This is a genomic window from Aceticella sp. 75b-Ac, from assembly GCF_056032965.2.
In genome coordinates, this window is record NZ_CM190971.1 from 1,041,848 (window position 1) to 1,064,269 (window position 22,422).

The window sequence follows — 22,422 nt, forward strand, 5'->3', positions numbered from 1 at the left end:
TCCCTTTTTTATATACTTAAAATTTAGTATTTTATATACTTTAACATTACATATATATGAAAAAAAACACTAAATATGAATAAAATCTCCGGACATCCGGAGATTTTATTCATATTCCATTTCGTGTTTTTTACTTCTTGTCATTAGATTGTAAACCGCATCATGTGGATTTTTGCCTTCAAACAATATTGAATACATTTCTTTAGTTATCGGCATCGTTATATTATGTATCTGTGATAATTTATATGCTGATTCTGTTGTTTTAACACCTTCTACGACCATACCTATTTCTTTCAAGGCTTCTTTAAGTGATTTACCTTGACCTATTTTAATGCCAACTCTTCTATTCCTTGAATACATACTGGTGCATGTTACAATAAGATCTCCCATTCCTGAGAGCCCCAAAAATGTCAACGGATCTGCTCCAAGGGCAACCCCAAGCCTTGATATTTCAGCAAGTCCACGTGTCATCAATGCAGCCTTTGTATTGTCTCCAAAACCTAAACCATCTGAAATACCAGCCCCAAGTGCAATTATATTTTTCAAAGCTCCACCCAGCTCAACTCCAATTATATCCTTGTTAATATAAAGTCTAAAATTTTCATTCATGAATATGTCCTGTATATATTCACATGCATTAATATTTTTAGATGATAATACACATGCTGTAGGTATATGCCTGCATACCTCCTCTGCATGGCTGGGACCAGATAAAACTACAACTGTATTATCAAGTATTTCATTTATTACTTCTGACATTCTTTTTAAACTTGTTGTTTCTATCCCTTTAGCAAGATTAACAATAATCGTTTTTTTATCTATTATGCCTTTTAAATCTATAGCAACATTTCTGACTACATCTGAAGGAACCGCAAAAATAATGATGCTATTATTTTTAACGGCTTCTTTTATATCTGTTGTTATAACGATGTTATAGGGTATTAAAACATCTAAATATTTTTTGTTATACCGTGTCTTTAAAATATAATTTCTTTGCTCTATATCTCTTGTCCATAATGTAATTTTGTGACCAAGGTTATTAAGATGTATTGCCATCGCAGTTCCCCAGCTTCCAGCTCCTAAAATCAAAATTTCCACACCTATTCCTCCTGCTCTTATAAATAACCTTATTTAACCTTATTTAACTCTTGTTTTCTGCCCCAGTTTTAACTCTGTTCCAGAAAATAACCGCTTAATATTTGACCTATGCTGGAATACTGCAAGCAGCATCATAATTAAAGCAAACAAAAACATAGAAAATGACTTCCAATATATCAAATTCAGTAATAAAAAAAATAATGAGCCTAAAATTGAACCTAATGATACATATTTTGTAATTGCTATAACCAATATAGCAGCAATCAAAGAATAAATTCCAAATAATGGATTTATTATTAAAATAACCCCCAGACTTGTTGCAATTCCCTTTCCTCCTTTAAAATTTAAAAATATCGGCCAATTATGCCCACAAACAACAGCTATGCCTGACAGTAAAGCACCAGTTTCACCAAATAGATATCTACCAATGGATACTGCAATTATACCTTTTAAAACATCAAGAAGAAATACAAAAATAGCTGCTTTTACCCCAAGAATTCTCATTACATTTGTTGCCCCGGCATTTCCACTTCCATAATTTCTAACATCGATTTTCTTAACATATTTAATAATTAAATATGCACTATTTATTCCGCCTATGAGATATGCAATAACAACAGCTAATACCCTTAGCACTTGTTTTCCTGGTTCAAAAAAGTTTACAATACTTAATAATAATTAATTTTTGCAAACCCGGCCTCCCCATGACCAGGCTTTACACCTCCATGAAAATTTTTTCCTGGGGTGACAGGGAGACCTTAGTCCCGGGAGTCCCACCCGGACGGGAGAACGGCGCTTTACGGGCGCAACTTGCGTTGACCGTTAAGTGAGGCTACTGCTCTGCCTCCCGCGATCTGCTAAATGCGACCTGCCGGTTGTTTCCGTACTCCGGCTAAACGGGGTCACCTACTTGATAAAGCAAGATGCTTCAAGTCGCACCAGACGGATTGAAACGATTCCTGTTTAAAACGGGTCAGACCGTTGTAAGTAAGAATCTTTTCGTCCAGTTTCTTGAAGAGCTGCTTCACCTTTCGGGTCATCCCTCTTCCTTCCCCAGGCAAGGAATTTGCCTTTTGATTCAGCTTCTCTTTAAAAACTTGAATTTTCTGCTTTAATTCATTGGTAATACGCTCTTTGAAACCTATTGCACGACGGGCTATTACCAATGCTGCGGCATGGTGTATTATTATGCCATACTTCTGCATGTACTTCCAGTAACCTATGGTTGACGTGTGTGCCGGCCAGACCTGCTTTATACCTACTCCTTCCTTGAAAGCCCTGCGTATGACAGCTTCAACCATCTTTCTAAAAGGGAAATTGGCTGCCATGCGGTTGAATTTTTTGTTGGTATCCAGATGGTCTTTCCCAAATTCCAGATTTTCTAAGGCTATGGGTTTACGTAAATCTTTAGCGATGTCTACTACTACCTTGGCTAACACACCGACTAAGTACGTACGTCGGAAACCACGGCTTTCTGCCAGTTCGGGTATCTTGATATAAAGAAAACCATTTGGATGCACTGTTACCTGAAACTCTCCAGCAAACTTGTGCAGTGCTTTTGGGTATGGTACGTTAAAATTCTTTGTCCATGGTTCTGGTTGACCGGTATAACCGACATTGGCAAGTGCTATACCGTCAGGATTGGTATCCATACCTAAATATCCATAGTTGGGATTGGTTGCTAAATCAGGTGGTGTTAAGACGAAACTGATATGTACCCTGTACTTAGCATCCTTGCCTTTGATAAGTTCCACAGTATAGGGTGCGCCGGATAAAAGTAACTCATACACCTTTGAACGGTATTTATCCGGCAGCCAGAGCCTTCCTTCTACACGGGGCGCCCTTGTCATTATTGGTCTGTCTTTGATGTCTATTCCTTTTTGCTCAGACAGATGAGAAATGGTCACTGATAAAAAGAATTCTCCGTGAGATAAGCTTATCTTGATGTTCGGGTTGCCGCCTTTGGTCTTGTCACCACGGGAATATAACCTATCTTGACGTGCCTTACGCCATTCTTCTGCCAAAACCCTGCCTTTGCACACTTTCTTCCACAAAGAACGACCTCCGAAAACTACTGTTGGTATGGTGCTGTTGTCTTGGTGAGAGAGCAGTTCGGATAGTTTGTCAGATAGTTTTTTCACTCTGGCTTTGCGACCGTGTACGGTGTGCTTAATGTTTTTGATCTTTTCTGGATCATTCTTTTCAACAGTTTTATCTAAGGTTTTTTCTGCCTGTCTGAGTTTTTTCTTTGCACGGGCTAATTTTGTTTTTGTTTCTTCTATTTCCAGCTTTAAAAGTTCTTTTTGTGATTCGATTATGGCTCTACCTTTCAGTATGGCGTCATCACAGCATCGTGAATTTAAGCCAAATACCTGCTGACCTTCTTTTTTTAGTTCTTCACGTGATTTATCTTCCTGCAGCCGGTTGAACGCCCAACGTGTACATGAGCAGAACAACCGCATCTCGGTGTTTAGTGGGTCCTCCATCCCGCGGCTCCACTTTTGAGAACGGAAGGCAGGATAGACCTCCGGAAAAAATTCGCCGCAGACGGTGCAGCTTGTTTCACCGTCTGTACTGTATGATTTATTTTTGTTCTTCTTCCCTTTCTTCATCTGACTTCACCCCCGTTATCAGTTCCCGGAAACCCTGCCTTATCTTCTTACCACCCCTGGCGCCGTACAGCCTGGCTGAAAAAGACGTGATTATCGCCAATAAGTCCCTGACCAACTCGGATTGTGTGTCTTCCGAATCTTTCTCAGCTGTGGCAATTATCTCTACCCCGCAGTAGTGCAAGTGCCGTTCAATGTACAAATACCCAAATCTGGCAAGCCGGTCGGGATATTCGATAATGAGCTTCTTATACTCACCACGCTCAGCCAGCTTAAGTACATTCGTTAATCCGCGGCGCTTCTGATTTAAGCCACTGGCTACGTCGGTGAACTCGGCAACGACACGGTAATTTGACTCGATCGCATATTGCCTCAGCCTTTCCAGTTGCCTGTTTAAATTGCCGGCATCCGCCTGCTTTTTGGTGGACACCCGAGCATACAGAACGACGTCTTCCTGCCCGGTGTTTAGCTGTCCAGACTGCAAAAGCCTGTTGAGTTCGTCTATGGAGTACCGGCGCTGACCACTAGGTAAACGGATGGGCTTAATTAAACCCTGCTTCTCCCAGTTGCGCAGGCTGTTGGGATGGACGCCTAATTTCTTTGCTGCTTTGCTTATAGTTAATAATTCCATATATTCATTATATTATATTTATTATGTTTTGTCAAGATTTGTGGGAAATAAGGTAGCTGTTACGTACCTCCTTATCTTTTTCTTATTAATATATTAATAGGTACACCGCTAAAACCAAAATTTTGTCTTATACTATTTTCAAGAAACCTTTTATACGAAAAATGCATAAGCTCCGGTTCATTTACAAATACCGCAAATGTTGGAGGTTTTATACTTACCTGAGTCATATAATATATTTTAAGTAACTTTCCCTTCTTTGCCGGAGGTGGATTAACTAGTATGGCTTCATTTACAGTATTATTTAAAATACCTGTAGAGATCCTTTTATTAAATTGCTCCCATACATTTTTTATTTCTTCAAGAATTCGATTTACTCTTTGCCCTGTTTTAACAGAAATAAAAAGTATAGGGGCAAAGTTAATAAATGCAAATTTTTCTCTTATTATTCTCGTATATTCATTAATAGTATTTGTATCTTTTTCAATTAAATCCCATTTGTTCACAATAATTATTACTGCTTTATTATTTTCATATGCATATCCAGCTATTTTTGTATCTTGTTCTGTTGGACCTTCTTTTGCATCAATAACTAAAAGGCAAATGTCTGCCCTTTCTATAGCTGATAACGCCCTTATAACACTATAACGCTCAATAGATTCATATATTTTACCCTTTTTTCTCATTCCTGCGGTATCAATTATTACAAAATTTGTACCATCCTTTTCAAAGAAGGTATCTATGGCATCCCTTGTAGTACCCGGTATATCACTTACTATTACCCTCTCCTCACCTAATATTTTATTAACCAATGATGATTTTCCAACATTTGGTTTGCCTATAACTGCTATTTTAATCGTATCATCTGAATAATCTTCTTTTTCCTCAGGCAAATTTTTTATTACATCATCAAGTAAATCCCCTATACCAAGACCATTTGCTGCAGATATAGGTATTGGCTCTCCAAATCCCAGTTTCATAAAATCATAATATGAGGCAGGCATTTCTTTAAAGTTGTCAATCTTATTGCAAACAAGCAAAACTTTTTTGCGAGACCTCCGAAGTATATCTGCAACTTCCTCATCGTTTGAAATTAACCCTTCCTTTGCATCAACTACAAAAAGTATTAAATCTACCGTATCTATTGCTGCTTCTACCTGAAGACGCATTTTCTTGAATATTTCATCGTCAGACTTTGGCTCTAATCCACCTGTATCTATTAGAATAAAATTTTTCCCCAGCCATTCTGTTTTTGAATATATCCTATCCCTTGTAACACCGGGTTTATCTTCAACAATTGATATTCTCTGCCCCACAATTTTATTAAAAAGAGTTGATTTACCAACATTTGGTCTTCCTATTATACCTACCATTGGATACACGCTATCACCTTCCCATATTAATCTTTTGTATAAAACTTTTTCCATTCACTTCTGATATTATAACACGTGCGTTAAGCTGTTTTTCTAATCCTGCAACCGTCATATCATCAAGGAAAATATCTGTACCAGCCTTTAACATACATTCCGGTATAATCAATATTTTACCATCGATCTTTCCTTTTAATTGATTAATTATATCTTCGCCTGTTACAAGACCTGAAACCGTTATTCCATGTCCGAAAAAGTCATTTTTTATTGACTTTACCTCTATATTAAAACCTATTTTATTTAATTTATCAGCGAATCCCTTAATAAATTCATATGCAGATATACCAGTTATTACAACATATTTATTGGAATTAACTTTAAATGTTTTTATATTTTTAAAATAAGTATCAAATTGATTTTTAAATAATGCCATTAAACCAACACCGTTTTCAAGATGTGGAAATCCTTCATAATGGTTATATTCGGGTATTTCTTTATTGGCAAGTACATAAAATTCATCTGCTATAAAAACGAAGGATGTACCTTTTTCTTCTTTCAATTTATTTTGCCACTCTGAAACCTGTGCTATCAATTTTACTGCCTCATCATGGTTATAAGGTTCTAATTTGTAAAGTCCTTCACGATAATCAGTAAGCCCTACCGGAACAACAGCAACCGATTTAACCCCCGGGTATAAATCCGATAAATCCTTTATACTTTTATCAAGTATCATACCATCATTGATACCTGGGCATAAAACAATCTGACAGTGTACTTTAATCCCATATAAAGTTAATCTTTTTAGTTTATCTAAAATACCGCCTGCTTTAGAATTATTTAATATTTTTTTCCTAACTTCATCATCTGTCGCATGTACTGATACGTAAATCGGTGAAAGCCTGTATTTTATAATTCTTTCTATCTCATGCTCCTTTATATTTGTCAATGTTATAAAATTACCTTGCAGGAAAGAAAAGCGATAATCATCATCTTTAAAATAAAGAGATTCCCTCATTTTATCCGGAAGCTGATCTATAAAACAAAATATACATTTATTATTACAATGCTTCGGTTTATCTATTATTCCACTTTCAAATATAAGCCCCAAATCCTCATCATAGTCCTTTTCTATCTCAAATAAATATTCTTCTCCATCATGTTTCTGTATCAATACATTGATAAAATCCCCTGATTCTGAAAATTTATAATCTATAATATCAATAATCTTTTCTCCATTAATAGTAATCAGAACATCTCCTGGCTCTATTCCTAAGTTATCCGCAATGCTGTTTCTTACAATGCCTTTTACTATATGCGGTTTCATTTATTTTCCTCCTATGACATTCTCCTATTTACAATTATGAATTAATAAATTAAATACGTCAAGACTTTATTTCCAGCTTGTTTTTTACTTCCTTAACTAATTTTATGAAATTATCGTATTTTTTAAGTATCCCATATACTGTTATAGGTCTACCTATCGAAACCATTTTAAATCTGCGGGATGCCATACCCCCAATTTTTGTTAATAGTCCAATAGTAGGTAATGCATCAATCAGTATTATCTCATCTTTTGATATGGCTGTTTCCTCAAGGAAACTATATACCGCTTTTATTAATATCTTCCTTCCATTTTTTGCACCAATTGCATAAATATCATTATAAAATTCATCTGTTCCCATATAAAAAGGTATCCCTATTTGACTTCCATCCGTTATATCATAATGAGGCAAACTGATTATTTCTTCGTAGGTTGGAAGTTTTCTCATTGAAAGCAATCCAACATGTATTGATGCTGCTACAATTGATGAATGAGCACTACCATAGCATACATATGCAATTTTCATTTTCTACCCCCAAATAATATTGTTTTTTATTTTATTTAAATCTACAAATGATTTAATATGCCTATAGTTTGCCATTATTTTTTTATACAGTATATAATCTATAATATTTTTAAATATCCTGACTTTTCTTAAATATAAATATATCTTAAAATACCTGACATCAAAACTTGATGTATCAACAAATATTATTTTTTCAAATTCAAGGTTAAATATTTTCCTCAATCCCTCAAAAGTCTTCTTAATATTATCACTAAAGTTTTTCATAGCAATTACATATATTTCATTATTATTTTCATCAATACCTATGTACTTTAATATACCATAATTGATTTCAAAAATTTCAGGTATATCATAAAATTCTTCTTTACTTATAACATCATCTATTATCTTAGAATGTATATATGCTGCTATAATAGTTGAATAACAGCCATAATAGCTGTAATATATGATTTTCAATTCAATATTCCCCCACTATTAAAAAAAATTAAAAAATGGTGCTAATGGCACCAAATTACTTCTATTTTTTTCGGTTTCGTCTTATAACTCCAAGATAATTTGAAAATTTTGCCATCATCTCTCTTCCGCCTGTACTTATAAACATAAATCCTATAACAGATACAATAACTATACCAGCGAGAATCCATATACCGCTTTTAGAGGCTCTGCTTTGTGAAGGTGTAGATTTTTGTGTGCCAAGGATACCGCTAACCTGTTTTTTTTCATCATAACCATAAACCGCTTTTGTTAAAACATCCGCCATAAGTTTACCGGATTCCTCTGCTCTTTGTCTTGTATGTGAATATGTTCCAAATTCAAGAAGCAGCGAATTAGGCATTAGGTCTTGATTATAGTCGCCATCTCCATAAAAAATATCTTTTATCAATGTCGGATATTTTTTATCTGCAATCGCTTTTATTCTAAATGCTAAATCCTGATTTGTCTTTAGGTTTGTATTTTTACGACCAAGAACAATCCTGACACCAGTTGCATTTTTACCTGCTATTTTTCTTATATATTCTTCATACGGTACAGCATCTCTATGAACATCCAATAATAAATCAGGCTTCATATTTTTAATAAGTTTAACTGCTCCTACTCTTGACCTTCTGTATGCCATTGCATCATGTGGTAAATATAATGTTCTGTCTACATCTGTTTTAATACCTTTATCTCTCAATGCATTGCTTAATGCCGAATCAACGTGATATATCCCACCATGGCCATATATACTTGATGCGCCGTCTGTTGGAATATATGATTCATCACTGTGTGTAGAATACATAGCAATTTTTCTTTCTCCCGTTCTTTGCGCCATTGCTTGTGTGACTTTATCTATATCTACATCAGGCAATTTGACAGTTTCAATATATTTTGCATATGCCTTCTCATTTTTTTTATCTACTTTTATTATTTTGTACATTTTATTATCCTGAGAAAGATATTGGTCATTTACTGTTAAATCCCATGATATTTTAAACAATATTTTATTTGAATTTTCTTCATAAATTGTATAATATCCTATGTTTTTACCGTTCCAGTTATCAGCATGCATAGATTGTGGTAGCATCAGTAATATTAATAATATTAACATTACTGTGAATCTATTCTTTTTCATCTTTTTCACCATCCTTTTCCCTGTCTTTTAAATCTTTAAGGTCTTTATCGTCAATCAAACTGCTTGTCATATGAGAATCAATCTCTGTATTTTTCTTAGCAGTACCACCCTGTAATTTTTCTCTTGTTTCACCTAAAACTTCAGATAATAAAACTGCAACAATCATTGATATTACAACAGTATCAACCGCACCTGCACCACCTATTGAAACAAGACCGGGCCGTGCGGTTGCAACATTTATTACTGCCTGCGTTATATCACTTAATACAACCCCCATAACGCCTGCTATAAATGCACATCTTCTTGATCTGCTAAAGAGATATGCAATAAGACCGCTTATAATGCCATATATATAATTGGGTTCAATTAACATGGCTTCGGGTTCACTGGGCAATAATCTACCAGCAATATAAACAGCCGCACCTGCTATTAAAGATGCAAAAATTGCATTCATCTTTTCTTCTATCGACTCCGATTTAATAAATAAGTATACTGCTACAGCCATTGGAATTATAGCTCCACCTATATTTATAGATATATTTGCGCCAAGGGGTATTGATGGAATGAGTGTTCCGATAATCATTCCAATGATTATCAGTAATGCCCATTTATCTGTCATTCTCATCCTGTCAAGAACCCTATGAGCAAATCCAAATAACACAAATAATCCTGCAATAGTTAATAATATATAACCAATAGTCATTAATATCACCTCTTTATTCTTTCTAAATTTTATCTTTTACATATTATAAAAAACTATACAAAAAAACACCTTAAAAGGTGTTTTTTTTGTAAAGTTTTTTATTCGTTCAAATCAATATGTTTTCCACTCTCAAGAAATGTTACCCATTCACATATATTTGTTGCATGGTCCGCAATTCTCTCAAGGTGCCGTGCTACAAATAAAAACTGTGTTGCTTGATTTATCGTCGTAGAATCTTCTATCATATACATCAATAATTCACTAAATATCTGCTTGTATAAGCCATCAATTATATCATCCTTCTGACTGATTGTCTTTGCAAGTTCAATATCCTGATGCACGTATGAATCAAGTGAAAGTTTAACCATCTCTTTAACTATTTCGCCCATCTTAGGAATATCGATTAATGGTTTTATATATTTCTGGTCAGCTATCCTTTTTGTGATTTTAGCTATATCTACGGCATGGTCTGCCATTCTTTCAAGGTCTGTTACTAATTTCAAACATGTTATAACAATTCTTAAATCCTTTGCAATTGGCTGTTGCATTATAATAATTTTTACACACTTATCATCAATATCAATCTCCATCTTATCTATTCTTTCATCTTCATCAATAACCTTTTGTGCCAACCTCACATCATGATTTACTAATGACAAAATAGCATTAGTTATTGCTTCTTCAACCAAACTCCCCATCTTTAACACATCATAATGTAGTTCTTCTAATTGCTTTTCGAAATTCGTACGATTCATTAAAATACCTCCTAACCAAACCTGCCGGTAATATAATCTTCAGTCCTTTTGTCTTTAGGATTATAAAATATTTCTTCAGTAAGTCCTGTTTCAATGATTTCACCATTTAAGAAAAAAGATGTATAATCAGCAACTCTTCCTGCCTGTTGCATATTATGTGTTACAATTACAATTGTATATTTATGTTTCAACTGGTCAATAAGTTCCTCAATCTTCATTGTAGATATAGGATCAAGGGCTGACGTAGGTTCATCCATAAGAATCACTTCAGGTTCTATTGCAAGTGTCCTTGCAATACAAAGCCTTTGTTGCTGTCCACCTGATAAGCCCAATGCAGAAGAATTTAATCTATCCTTAACTTCATCCCATAATGCAGCAGCCGTCAAGCTTTTCTCAACTATTTCATTTAATTTTTTTTTACTATAAATACCATGAATCCTTGGTCCATAAGCTATATTATCAAAAATTGTCATTGGAAATGGATTGGGCTTTTGAAATACCATCCCAACGCGTTTTCTCAGTTCAATGGGGTCTATATCTTTATATATGTCCAGATTATCAAGAATTACTTTTCCGGTTATTTTTACACAATCTATGAGGTCATTCATCCTGTTTAAAGTCCTTATAAAAGTTGACTTGCCACAGCCGGAAGGACCTATTAGTGCCATAACACTATTTTCTTCAATATCCATATCTACTTTTTTTAATGCCTGTATATCACCATAAAATAGGTCAAGTTCTCTGACTTCTATTTTTTTCATGTGTCAGATTTTCCCCTTTCTTTAATAATAGACATTATATCATATTATTTTTCGCCTGTCATTCTTTTATATAAATAAGTTCCATACCACCTTGCGATAAGATTAAAGGATAAAACTATAATAAGCAAAACAGCGGCAGAACCATCTGCAATTTTTCTTGCGTCAGGTGCCAATCCCTCACTATTTATCTTCCATATATATACAGCAAGTGTTTCCGCTGGTCTAAAAGGATAAAAAGGAGAGTTAGGATTAATCGGATTTATATTGCTAAAATTAAGTGCTGGTGTGCTCATACCTGCAGTATATAATAACGCAGCAGCCTCACCGAATATCCTTCCTGAAGTCAATATAATACCGGTGATTAATCCTGGAAGTGCCGAAGGCAAAATTACTTTTGTTATAGTTTGCCATTTTGTTGCACCAAGAGCAAAACTTGCTTCTTTTATCTCCTTTAAGACACTCTCTATAGAATCTTCACTTACTCGTGCCATAACAGGTAGATTTAAAACAGTCAGAGCAATGGCACCGGAAATTAAAGAATATCCCCAATGAAACATATTAACAAAAACTAAAAGTCCAAACAAACCAACAACAATTGATGGCAATGATGACAATGTTTCTGTAGAAATGCGAATAGTTTCAGACATAAAACCCGGTTTTGCATATTCAGCCATAAATATTCCGGCACCAATGCCAATAGGCGCAGATATTATTAATGTCACAATTAGCAACAGCAAAGAATTAAAAAGTTGCGGTCCAATACCTCCGCCTTTCTCCATGAATTTAGGTGCTGTCGTAATAAAATTTAAATTTAATGATTCCCTTCCCTGATACAGTATATAACCAATTAATAATATGAGAAATGATATTAATATTAAAGCGATTATATAAAAATATATTGTTGCAATTTTATCATAAACACGTGGCTTTCTCAATATATTCTCCTCCTACCTATTAGCTTTAAAATTACTATAAAACCTAAGGATATCAATAGAAGCAGCAAAGCTAAAGACCATAGTGCATCGTTCCATACAGAACCCGCTACCGTATTTGCCATATCCATAGTAATAACAGACGTTATTGTACTCATAGGCTGTAAGAATGACAATGGCAATGCAGGTCTATTACCAATAACCATCTGTACTGCTAAGGCTTCGCCGAATGCCCTTGCAAGACCCAATACAATCCCTGTTAAAATACCAGGTGTAGCAGCAGGTAAAATTACTTTACGAATCGTTTGCCATCTTGTGGCACCTAATGCATAGGATGCTTCTCTGATTTCCCATGGCAATGCTTTGATTGTATCTGCACTGACACTTGTTATCGTTGGAAGTATCATAATTGTAAGTACAAGGATACCTGCAAGAAGGCTAAATCCTAATCCTCCAAAATGTTTACTTATAAATGGAACAAGTACAGTTAAACCTATCCAGCCATATACAACTGATGGTATACCAACAAATATCTCTATAGCAGGCTGTAGTAATTTTTTCCCTAATTTTTGAGCAATTTCAACCATGAAAATTGCGGAAGATATACCGATTGGTGCACTTATAATAATAGCAAATACCGAAACAAAAACTGAACCAAGTATGAATTGCAAAGAGCCAATTGCCGGACCTCCAAGGCTATTTTCTCTATCCGGTTTCCATAATGTAGTAAACAAAAACTCCTTTAAAGATTTCTTATCTACTAAAAACGTAGATAAGCCTTTTACGGCAACAAAGTAAAAAATTGATACAGTAATAATTATCAGCAAAGCCCCACAGATAAATGCATAAACCTTCCCAGCTTTATCAATAATCTTACGTTTTTTATCACTACCTTGAAACATATCGTATCCTCCAAATATTTAATTTCTCACACTTATATTATCATAACAATTTAAAAAAGAGTATTTATTAAATTCATGTTAAATTCATGTTAAATTTACGTTAAATTTACGTTAAATCTTAATATAAGTTCATATCAGCATAAATTAGTTTAACCCTTATGACAAAAAAGCTGGCAATTTACCAGCTTTTTTGTCATAAGAAATTTAAACTTATATTTTTTACTTAACCTTCATATCATTAATATTGATAAAACCAAGTTTCTTGGCAGGTCCATTCTGTACTTCATCTGACATCATAAAGTCAAGGAATGCCTTTACAACACCTGTAGGTTCACCTTTTGTATACATATGTTCATATGACCATATCGGATATTTACCAGAAGTAATATTATCTGCTGTAGGCTCTACACCATCGTATTTCAATGCTTTGACAGTATCATCAACATAGGATAAGGCTAAATAACTTATTGCACCTTTTGTATTTGCAACTGTCTTTTTAACGGTACCTGACGAATCCTCTGTAAGTGCAACACCCTGTACCTCATCCTGACCCTTTAAAACTATCTTTTTGAATGTAGCTCTTGTCCCTGAACTTGCTGGTCTATTTATAACAACTATTTTTTCATCTTGACCTCCAACATCTTTCCAATTTGTTATTTTACCAGTAAATATTTTTACTAATTGATCCTGTGTTAAACTATCTACTGAAACATCTTTATTTACTACTACCGCAAATCCAACAACCGCAACCTTATGATCCACTAAAGCTTTGGCATCAATACCTGCTTTTTCTTCAGCAAATATATCTGAATTACCTATATCTGCAGCACCCTGTGAAACCTGTGTTAAACCTGTTCCACTTCCACCGCCTTGAACATTAATTGTAGCATTTGGATATTTTTGTTTGAATAATATGGCCGCCTGTTCCGCTAATGGCTGTAATGCTGTTGAACCAACTGCTGTTGCTGAACCGGATATATTCTGTGTACTGTTATTCTTGTCACCCGGTGTAGTAGTATTACTTTGGTCTGATGACTTTGAACCGCATGCTGCAAATGCAAACACACTAACAAGCATCATAATTGCTAAAAACAACTTCATTGTCCTGCTTTTTAACATAAAAGCACCTCCATAATTTTTTTTCCCTGTACAAGTATATTTTAACAGCATATTGTAAAGAAATCATTAAATCTATGTTAAATCCGTGTTAAATAAGTTATATTTTCTTATTTTGAGGCAAATATATTATAAATTTAGTTCCTTTACCTACTTCACTTTCAACCGCAACATTACCTTTCATGGATTCTACAATATGCTTAACAATTGCAAGACCCAGTCCTGTACCTCCAAGTTTTCTCGAGCGTCCCTTATCAACCCTATAAAATCTTTCAAAAAGTCTTGGTATGTTTTCTGCGGCTATTCCAATACCACTATCTTCAACAGTAATTATAATATCATTGTTTAACTTTTTTGTTGTAACCTTTACAAAGCCTCCCTCCGGTGTATATTTAATTCCATTATCAATTAAATTTATTATCATTTGCCTTAATCTATCCCTGTTTGAATTGATTTTTAAATTATCACAGTTCAAATCCTTAATAAGCTTTATATTTTTATTATATGCAGATTTCTCTATAATATAAAATATATCATTAATTTCTTTATCAATTGCTACCTCTTCCGTAATTAAACCTTCTTTTACATTTTCAATTTCTGATAAAGACAATATATCATTTATAAGCCTTGTTAATCTTTCTGTTTCAAATTCAATGATGTTGAGGAATTTATTACGAGCCTCAGCATCTTCAATCGCCCCATTTCGTAATGTTTCTACAAAACCTTGAATCGATGTAAGAGGTGTCCTAAGCTCATGTGAAACATTTGCCACAAAATCGCTCCTGATTCTTTCAAGTTTTCTAACCTCTGTTACATCATTTATAACAACAACAAAGCCTATTTTTTTAAGGGTTTGGGGATGTATAATTGGACTTGTATAAATTTTTAAATATTTATTGAAGGTATTTAATTCAAGATTTTTTATGCTATATTCTTTGTTTATAATTATATTTTCAATAAGGTCATGAAGTTTGCTGTTTCTAACTACATCAAGAATATGTTTGCCAATGATTCCGTTATCCTCTATATTCAATATCTTTTTTGCAGTATCATTAATAAGTAATATTTTTTCATAATTATCAAAAGCAATAACACCGTTTATAATGCTTTTAAGAATAGCTTCAAGTTTAGCATTTCTGTCATTTAGCTCATCTATTGTTTCTTTTAATCTTATTGTCATAATATTAATTGCAGATGCAAGCTGTCCTATTTCATCAATTGATTTAATTTCGATTTTTTGGTTATAATTGCCTTTTGATATTTCTTTCGTAACATCTGTTATTTCATTAATAGGATTTACTATGCTTTTAATAAATCTATATCCGAGAATATTGCTTATTAACATTCCAGAAAATATACTTAGCAGATATCTTAAATCACTTACATATCCTAAAAAAAATAGACTGGTTATTATTATTCCTATAAAACTAATAATAAAATATCTGTTATAAAGTTTTTTAAACATTATTTTCACCTTTATCTTTGAGTTTGTAACCAATGCCCCTAACAGTTTCAATGTAAATAGGTAATTTATCATCGTCTTCGATTTTTTTTCTTAAATGTCGTATATGAACATCAACGGTTCTTGTTTCACCAGCATATTCATATCCCCATACCTTGTCCAACAAAAAATTTCTTGTTAAAACTTTTCCAATGTTTTGAGATAATAACTTTAGAAGTTCAAATTCTTTTAATGTTAAATTAAGAATTTTCCCATTTTTATAAACCATATGTTTATTCGTATCTATTGATATATCACCGAATTTTATAATTTCATCAACTTCTTTTTCATTTTTTGATCTTCTTAAAACCACTTTTATTCTGGCAAGCAATTCTCTAATACTAAAAGGCTTTGTAATGTAGTCCTCAGCACCAAGTTCTAAGCCCAATACCTTATCAAATTCTTCACTTTTTGCTGTTAACATTATAATTGGTATATTTTTACATTGTTCATCCCTCTTTATAGTCTTACATATATCAAATCCATCCATATCGGGAAGCATCAAATCTAATAACACAAGGTCAGGTAAACATTCAAAACACTTTTCAAGTCCCTCTTTTCCATTATCAGCTAATTCTACATTATAGCCTGCCGCTTCAAGATTATACTTTAAGAGTTCAAGAATATGGCTTTCATCTTCGATTACCAAAATCGTTTGGGGCATTACAACACCTCCGTTATATAACCTGTACAATTTTTATATATCATTTTTCAATATTATCCTTTAAATTATCCTTTAATAATTTTTTAAGTTCTTCTATAAAAGTATTTATATCTCTAAATTGCCTGTATACTGACGCAAAACGCACATATGCAATTTCATCCACCTGTTTCAGCTTTTCCATTACCATTTCGCCAATTTTAGTAGATGTAATTTCTTTTTCAAGAGAATTATATATCTGCCTGTCTATTTCCTCTGTAACTTCTTCAAGTTTTTGAATTGGTACCGGTCTTTTTTCACATGCTTTAATCATTCCTTTTAAAATCTTATCCCTGTCATAAGTCTCTCTTTTCATGTCTTTTTTTATAACAAGTATTGGTACCTGTTCAACTTTTTCATAAGTTGTAAACCTTTTGCCGCAGTTTATACATTCTCTGCGGCGCCTTATGGAAGTATAATCATCGGTTGGACGTGAATCAATAACCTTTGAATCTAAATTGCCACAATAAGGGCATCTCATATTTTAACCCCCGGAATATTTATTCTTAATTAAAATTATAATAAACTTGATAAAAATAGTCAAACTTTTATCGCTGTCTCTTTTATTTCTATTAATATTACATCAGAACCAATTTTCTTAACTGCTGACCATGGAATGTATAATTCTGTATTTTTACTAAAAAGTCTGAATACATTTCTTTCACCAGGTAATACAAAACCCTCAATACAACCTTCTTCAAAATTTACTTCAATATCTATCATATTCCCCAGCTTTTCTCCTGTATCTATATTTATAACCTCCTTATCCCTTAATTCAGATGTCTTATACATACTTATTACCTCCTAGTGTATAATTTATCATTATTACTTATATATGAAAAAAAATTGCCTACCATTCCTGGTAAGCTATATATATTTTCTCATATGGGTTAATGCTGATTTTTCAAGCCTTGAAACCTGTGCTTGAGAAATCCCTATTTCCTTTGCTACCTCCATTTGTGTCTTCCCTTCAAAAAATCTAAGTGTCAAAATTAATTTTTCTCTGTCATTCAATTTTCTGATAGCCTCTTTTAGAGCAATTTGTTCCAACCACACCTCGTCAATATTTTTTTCGTCACCTATCTGATCCATAACATATAATGCATCTCCACCATCATGATATATTGGCTCAAATAATGAAACCGGATCCTGTATGGCATCAAGTGCAAAAACCACCTCTTCCCTCGGAATATTTAATTCTTTAGCTATATCACTGACACTGGGTTCTTTTGAGTTTGCATTAATTAATTTATCTCTTATCTGTAATGCTTTGTAAGCTACATCTCTTAAAGACCTGCTTACCCTTATAGAATTATTATCCCTTAAATACCTTCTTATTTCACCTATAATCATGGGTACTGCATATGTGGAAAACCGTACATTCTGGCTTAAATCAAAATTATCGATTGCTTTAATAAGACCTATACATCCTACTTGAAATAAATCATCAACATATTCTCCACGATTATTGAACCTCTGAATAACACTTAATACAAGCCTCAGATTGCCGTTTATAAACTCTTCCCTTGCTTTGGTATCACCACTTTTCATTTTAATTAAAAGTTCCTTCTGTTTGGCACCTTTTAAAACAGGTAATTTTGATGTATTAACTCCGCAGATTTCTACTTTATTATTCATATGCCTTTCCTCCAAATGTATTGCTTATTAAAAAGTATTACCTGCGGAATAAAATTTATTCAATATTTATTGAAATCATACTATACCAACTTATTTATTTCCTTCTTTAATCTTCTTAAAATTCTCTTTTCCAATCTTGAAATATAAGATTGAGATATCCCCAGCATGTCTGCTACTTCCTTTTGAGTTTTTTCTACTCCTCCGCCCAGTCCAAACCTCAAACCTATAATTCTTTTTTCTCTATCTGAAAGCCTTCTAATCGCTGTAAAGAGTAACTGTTTATCAACCTCATCTTCAATCATTTTATAAACCAGCTCATTATCAGTACCTAATATATCCGATAAAAGAAGCTCATTACCATCCCAATCAATGTTTAAAGGTTCATCAAAAGAAACCTCCATTTTTGTTTTATTGTTTCTCCTTAAATACATTAAAATTTCATTTTCTATACACCTGGAAGCATACGTTGCCAGCTTTATGTTTTTGCTTGGATTAAATGTATTTACAGCTTTTATAAGCCCTATCGTACCGATTGATATTAAATCCTCAATTCCTATTCCTGTATTTTCAAACTTTTTTGCAATATATACAACAAGTCTTAGATTTCTTTCAATAAGCATGGTTTTTGCTGCATTATCGCCTTCCGCCATTTTTGAAATCAAAAATGTTTCTTCATCAGCTTTCAAAGGTGGAGGTAATGCTTCACTTCCCCCAATATAAAAAATTGATTTTCTAATATTCAGCTTTTCCAGTATCTTTATGATTATTAATTGCATTGAAAGTTTAATTTTTGTTTTTAAATTCATTTAATACACCTCCATTAACATAGTATTTCCGGACCTATTAAAGCCTCATATTCTCCTGATTTATTAAGTTTATTAAAACATATACCAACAATTACATCTTTAATGTCTTTTTTATTATTATCAACATTTACAAAATCAGGTTTAAAGCCTAATAATAACCCCTTATCCATTCCTAAGGACATAAATGGTATAATCCTTAATCTATTTATCCACCCATCTTCATGTATAACATCCGGAATTTTAAAAAGGTCGTTAAACTGTCCATTTTTATAAAGCTTTTTAATACCTTCCGGCAAAAGTTCTTTTATGGCATCATATTCCACTACAATAACAGGACGATTTGATAATGGGTCACATAATGAATTGCCTGTATCAATAATTGCTTTTATATCTCTGCTCATATTCAGTACATTTATCTTCAAAACATGAATCAAAACACTATTCGTATTTCTTTTTGTAATGTAACCCCAATTTATATATATTAACAGCACAGAAATAATAATTGCACCAATCATTATTTGATTAAAATTAAAATTAACTATATATATAAGTGCAAATGCCGTACCCCCAATAATAAAAGTAATCATATAAAATATACTTAAAAGTCTTATAAAATCAGCTATCCTTTGTATCTTAAAAGATATTGCAATTATTAAAAATGATATAATTATTTTTGCTGAAAATGAATAAAATATATGGGGCACAGATAAAAAAATCGTCAAAATATATAGTGATCCACATAATGAACCAAAAAATAAATTGATATTTTTTGTATCGTTTTTCGAAAATCTTTTTGTCAAATATAAAATAATATAGTTAATCAGAAAATTTTCTACAAAAAGTATATCAACATACAATTTTTACCATCCCCATCAATAAAATTATTTGTCTAACAAATGTATATTCACATAACCTCCTTTTATTCATATTATAATAAAAAAATTACATTAATAATGTAATTTTATGGTATCTATATTTCATATTGCAAAAAATATTTTTCTGTTTTTATTTCCTTTTTTGTAATATAATGTTATATTTTAAGTACAAAAAAACTCCTCCAAAATTATTACCATGGAGGAGAAGATATTTTACTTTTTGCCCCTTCTCAAAAATGTTGGAATATCAAGGTCATAACTATCTATCTGAATAGTTTCATCAATTTCTTTTGTTTCATGATGCGATTTTTCGGTTTTAGAAGCTTTACTATTTTTATTATCTTGTAATTTCTTTTCAAAACCAGTGGCAATAACTGTGATTCTTAATTGATCTTCTAATGATTCATCGATAACAGCACCAAATATTATATTAGCATCAGGGTCAGCCGTTTCGTATATGAAATTAGCTGCTTCATTTACTTCAAAAATACTTAAGTTTGAGCCACCAGCTATATTCAATAAAATACCTCTTGCACCCTGTATTGAAGTTTCTAATAGCGGACTTTGCACTGCCTGTTTTGCTGCCTCTGTAGCCTTATTATCACCTGAGGCAATTCCAATACCCATATGTGCAAGTCCGGTTTCCATCATTATAGTTTTTACATCTGCAAAATCTACATTTACAAGACCGGGAACAGCTATAAGATCTGATATTCCTTGTACACCTTGTCTTAAAACATCATCAGCCATTTTAAAAGCATCTACCATCGAAGTCTTTTTCTCTGCAACCTGCAATAACCTATCATTAGGTATAGTCACAAGTGCATCGACATGCTTCTTTAAATCTGCTATCCCCATTTCTGCATGTGTCATCCTTTTACGACCTTCAAATGTAAAAGGCTTTGTTACAACCCCAACAGTCAATATGCCAAGTTCCCTTGTAACCTCAGCAACAACGGGAGCAGCCCCTGTTCCTGTTCCTCCACCCATTCCGGCTGTTATAAAAACCATATCAGCACCGCTTATCATTTTTTCTATCTCATCTTTTGTTTCTTCTGCTGCCTTTTTCCCAATCTCCGGATTTGCCCCGGCGCCAAGACCTTTGGTCAATTTGTCCCCTATCTGAATTTTATTTTCGGCTTTTGACATATATAATGCCTGTTTATCCGTATTTATTGCTATAAATTCCACACCTCTTAAACCAGCATCAATCATCCTGTTGACAGCATTCCCACCGCCACCGCCTACACCTATAACTTTTATACTTGCAAATTGCTCCATGGCTGTTTCTATTCCTATCATTTTAAAACCTCCTCATGCCCAAAAATCATTAAAAATTTCTTTTATTTTGTTTATTAGTCCACTACCCATTTTTCTTTTGGTTTTTGTCGTTTCATTTTGGTTTTTATATGCATTTTTTTTATGTCCATTTATATATTTTATTATACCAACACCCGCAGAATAAACAGGTGTTGAAACACCAATAATATCAGGAACCCCAATTCTGACGTTTTTATTAAAAATTTCCTGTGCTAATTCACCGGATCCCTTTAAAAATGTTATTCCTCCTCCAGTTATAACAATATTTGTTGATACTAACTCCATTACCCCAGACTTATTCATCTGTTCATAGACAATAGACAAAATCTCACTAACCCTTGCTTCAATTATATCTACAATTTCATTTATACTTATTTCAGATAAATTTTTGTTTGTTATATTAGATATTTTTATTTTATTAAAATCACCCTCCACTACTCTTAAAACACTTCCATATTTCTTCTTAATATTTTCAGCTTCTTCACATGAAATCTTTAATCCGACTGAAAGGTCATTTGTTATATGATCACCACCGACAGGAATCAAAGCTGAATAAACCATGTTACCGGATTTAAAAACGGATATATCGGTTATACTGGCTCCAACATCAATAAGTGCTGCTCCCAACTCTCTTTCATCTTTTGTCATAACAGCCTCTGTTGTCGCTAATGGTTCTACAACTATTCCTGCAACATCAAAGCCTGCTCTTTTTACACATTTTTCCATGTTCTGTACAGCTGTCACGCTTCCTGTAACTATCGCTGCATCAACTTCAAGCCTCAAACCCGCCATACCTACAGGATCTCTGATTTCACCATAACCATCAACTATGTACTCCATTGGAATGATATCTATTATTTGCTTGTCTGAAGAAATTGCAATAATCCTTGCCGCTTGCAAAACCCTTTCAACATCTTGATGTGTTATTTCTCTATCTTCACGTGTTACCGCCACAAGACCCCTGTTTCGATAGACTTTTGTGAGTCCACCGGGTATCTTAAGATATACAGACAAAACCTTTTGATTAGCCATCCTTTCCGCCTGTTCAATTGACTTTTTGATTGCGAATGCAGTTGTATCAATGTCCACAACCACTCCTTTTTTTACGCCATTACAGGGGTAATTACCTATCCCAATAATCTGAATCTCACCATTTTTATCACTTTGTCCAATTATAGTACAAACTTTTGAAGACCCTACATCAATTCCAGTAATAATATCACTCATTTGTTCTCCTCCCCCCGGA

The 22,422-nt window shown here is 33.3% G+C and carries 24 protein-coding genes; all 24 read right to left on the reverse strand.

From position 1 onward, the window contains the following. Positions 1 to 105 precede the first annotated feature (105 nt). A complete protein-coding gene (locus AC0LWJ_RS05545) occupies positions 106 to 1,098 on the reverse strand; it encodes an NAD(P)H-dependent glycerol-3-phosphate dehydrogenase (protein WP_474240063.1) in 993 nt (330 codons plus the stop codon). A 39-nt stretch (positions 1,099 to 1,137) separates the two neighbouring features. Next, positions 1,138 to 1,734: a glycerol-3-phosphate 1-O-acyltransferase PlsY gene (gene plsY, locus AC0LWJ_RS05550; RefSeq protein ID WP_474240061.1), complete on the reverse strand. Its 597-nt coding sequence runs from the start codon at positions 1,732 to 1,734 to the stop codon at positions 1,138 to 1,140. A 266-nt stretch (positions 1,735 to 2,000) separates the two neighbouring features. Further along, positions 2,001 to 3,710 (reverse strand): SSO2105 N-terminal domain-containing protein, encoded by a 1,710-nt coding sequence (locus AC0LWJ_RS05555; RefSeq protein ID WP_503031484.1) that lies wholly within the window; start codon positions 3,708 to 3,710, stop codon positions 2,001 to 2,003. Further along, positions 3,682 to 4,338, reverse strand: coding sequence for an IS607 family transposase (locus AC0LWJ_RS05560; RefSeq protein WP_503031486.1), 657 nt, complete (start codon positions 4,336 to 4,338; stop codon positions 3,682 to 3,684). Before AC0LWJ_RS05560 ends, AC0LWJ_RS05555 begins: the two co-directional genes overlap by 29 nt. Before the next feature lie 71 nt (positions 4,339 to 4,409). Then, positions 4,410 to 5,762 (reverse strand): ribosome biogenesis GTPase Der, encoded by a 1,353-nt coding sequence (der, locus tag AC0LWJ_RS05565; RefSeq protein WP_474239446.1) that lies wholly within the window; start codon positions 5,760 to 5,762, stop codon positions 4,410 to 4,412. Then, on the reverse strand, positions 5,722 to 7,029 hold the full coding sequence (locus AC0LWJ_RS05570; protein ID WP_474239447.1) for a DUF512 domain-containing protein: 1,308 nt from the start codon (positions 7,027 to 7,029) through the stop codon (positions 5,722 to 5,724). The genes der and AC0LWJ_RS05570 overlap by 41 nt, the downstream gene beginning before the upstream one ends. 58 nt (positions 7,030 to 7,087) lie before the next feature. Then, entirely contained in the window at positions 7,088 to 7,552 is a 465-nt protein-coding gene (locus tag AC0LWJ_RS05575; RefSeq protein ID WP_474239449.1) for a DUF3189 family protein, read from the reverse strand. A gap of 3 nt (positions 7,553 to 7,555) precedes the next feature. After that, a complete protein-coding gene (locus AC0LWJ_RS05580; RefSeq protein WP_474239452.1) occupies positions 7,556 to 8,008 on the reverse strand; it encodes a DUF3189 family protein in 453 nt (150 codons plus the stop codon). Between the two features lie 61 nt (positions 8,009 to 8,069). Continuing rightward, a complete protein-coding gene (gene spoIIP / locus AC0LWJ_RS05585; RefSeq protein ID WP_474239512.1) occupies positions 8,070 to 9,176 on the reverse strand; it encodes a stage II sporulation protein P in 1,107 nt (368 codons plus the stop codon). After that, positions 9,154 to 9,870 carry a DUF1614 domain-containing protein gene (locus AC0LWJ_RS05590; RefSeq protein WP_474239453.1) on the reverse strand — a complete coding sequence of 239 codons (717 nt, stop codon included), beginning with the start codon at positions 9,868 to 9,870 and terminating at the stop codon, positions 9,154 to 9,156. The genes spoIIP and AC0LWJ_RS05590 overlap by 23 nt, the downstream gene beginning before the upstream one ends. Before the next feature lie 98 nt (positions 9,871 to 9,968). Next, entirely contained in the window at positions 9,969 to 10,625 is a 657-nt protein-coding gene (gene phoU, locus AC0LWJ_RS05595; RefSeq protein WP_474239455.1) for a phosphate signaling complex protein PhoU, read from the reverse strand. Between the two features lie 11 nt (positions 10,626 to 10,636). After that, complete coding sequence (gene pstB, locus AC0LWJ_RS05600) at positions 10,637 to 11,386, reverse strand: phosphate ABC transporter ATP-binding protein PstB (RefSeq protein WP_474239457.1); 750 nt, start codon at positions 11,384 to 11,386, stop codon at positions 10,637 to 10,639. Between the two features lie 44 nt (positions 11,387 to 11,430). Beyond that, positions 11,431 to 12,321: a phosphate ABC transporter permease PstA gene (gene pstA, locus AC0LWJ_RS05605; RefSeq protein ID WP_474239459.1), complete on the reverse strand. Its 891-nt coding sequence runs from the start codon at positions 12,319 to 12,321 to the stop codon at positions 11,431 to 11,433. Next, positions 12,318 to 13,220, reverse strand: coding sequence for a phosphate ABC transporter permease subunit PstC (gene pstC, locus AC0LWJ_RS05610; RefSeq protein ID WP_474239461.1), 903 nt, complete (start codon positions 13,218 to 13,220; stop codon positions 12,318 to 12,320). The genes pstA and pstC overlap by 4 nt, the downstream gene beginning before the upstream one ends. Before the next feature lie 219 nt (positions 13,221 to 13,439). Then, the gene (locus AC0LWJ_RS05615; RefSeq protein WP_474239463.1) at positions 13,440 to 14,339 is read right to left on the reverse strand and encodes a phosphate ABC transporter substrate-binding protein; all 900 of its coding nucleotides are present in this window, start codon (positions 14,337 to 14,339) and stop codon (positions 13,440 to 13,442) included. A gap of 97 nt (positions 14,340 to 14,436) precedes the next feature. Further along, a complete protein-coding gene (gene pnpS / locus AC0LWJ_RS05620) occupies positions 14,437 to 15,801 on the reverse strand; it encodes a two-component system histidine kinase PnpS (RefSeq protein WP_474239465.1) in 1,365 nt (454 codons plus the stop codon). Next, on the reverse strand, positions 15,794 to 16,501 hold the full coding sequence (locus AC0LWJ_RS05625; protein WP_474239467.1) for a response regulator transcription factor: 708 nt from the start codon (positions 16,499 to 16,501) through the stop codon (positions 15,794 to 15,796). The genes pnpS and AC0LWJ_RS05625 overlap by 8 nt, the downstream gene beginning before the upstream one ends. 40 nt (positions 16,502 to 16,541) lie before the next feature. Beyond that, positions 16,542 to 17,018, reverse strand: a complete 477-nt coding sequence (gene nrdR, locus AC0LWJ_RS05630; RefSeq protein ID WP_474239469.1) for a transcriptional regulator NrdR — start codon at positions 17,016 to 17,018, stop codon at positions 16,542 to 16,544. Positions 17,019 to 17,077: 59 nt separating this feature from the next. After that, a complete protein-coding gene (locus AC0LWJ_RS05635; protein WP_474239471.1) occupies positions 17,078 to 17,329 on the reverse strand; it encodes a YlmC/YmxH family sporulation protein in 252 nt (83 codons plus the stop codon). Between the two features lie 75 nt (positions 17,330 to 17,404). Next, on the reverse strand, positions 17,405 to 18,175 hold the full coding sequence (gene sigG, locus AC0LWJ_RS05640; protein ID WP_474239473.1) for an RNA polymerase sporulation sigma factor SigG: 771 nt from the start codon (positions 18,173 to 18,175) through the stop codon (positions 17,405 to 17,407). 80 nt (positions 18,176 to 18,255) lie between these two features. Further along, positions 18,256 to 18,981 carry an RNA polymerase sporulation sigma factor SigE gene (sigE, locus tag AC0LWJ_RS05645; RefSeq protein ID WP_474239474.1) on the reverse strand — a complete coding sequence of 242 codons (726 nt, stop codon included), beginning with the start codon at positions 18,979 to 18,981 and terminating at the stop codon, positions 18,256 to 18,258. Positions 18,982 to 18,995: 14 nt separating this feature from the next. Continuing rightward, on the reverse strand, positions 18,996 to 19,838 hold the full coding sequence (gene spoIIGA, locus AC0LWJ_RS05650; protein ID WP_474239477.1) for a sigma-E processing peptidase SpoIIGA: 843 nt from the start codon (positions 19,836 to 19,838) through the stop codon (positions 18,996 to 18,998). 231 nt (positions 19,839 to 20,069) lie between these two features. After that, positions 20,070 to 21,158 carry a cell division protein FtsZ gene (gene ftsZ / locus AC0LWJ_RS05655; protein WP_474239479.1) on the reverse strand — a complete coding sequence of 363 codons (1,089 nt, stop codon included), beginning with the start codon at positions 21,156 to 21,158 and terminating at the stop codon, positions 20,070 to 20,072. A 12-nt stretch (positions 21,159 to 21,170) separates the two neighbouring features. Next, a complete protein-coding gene (ftsA, locus tag AC0LWJ_RS05660) occupies positions 21,171 to 22,403 on the reverse strand; it encodes a cell division protein FtsA (protein ID WP_474239481.1) in 1,233 nt (410 codons plus the stop codon). Between the last annotated feature and the right edge of the window lie 19 nt (positions 22,404 to 22,422).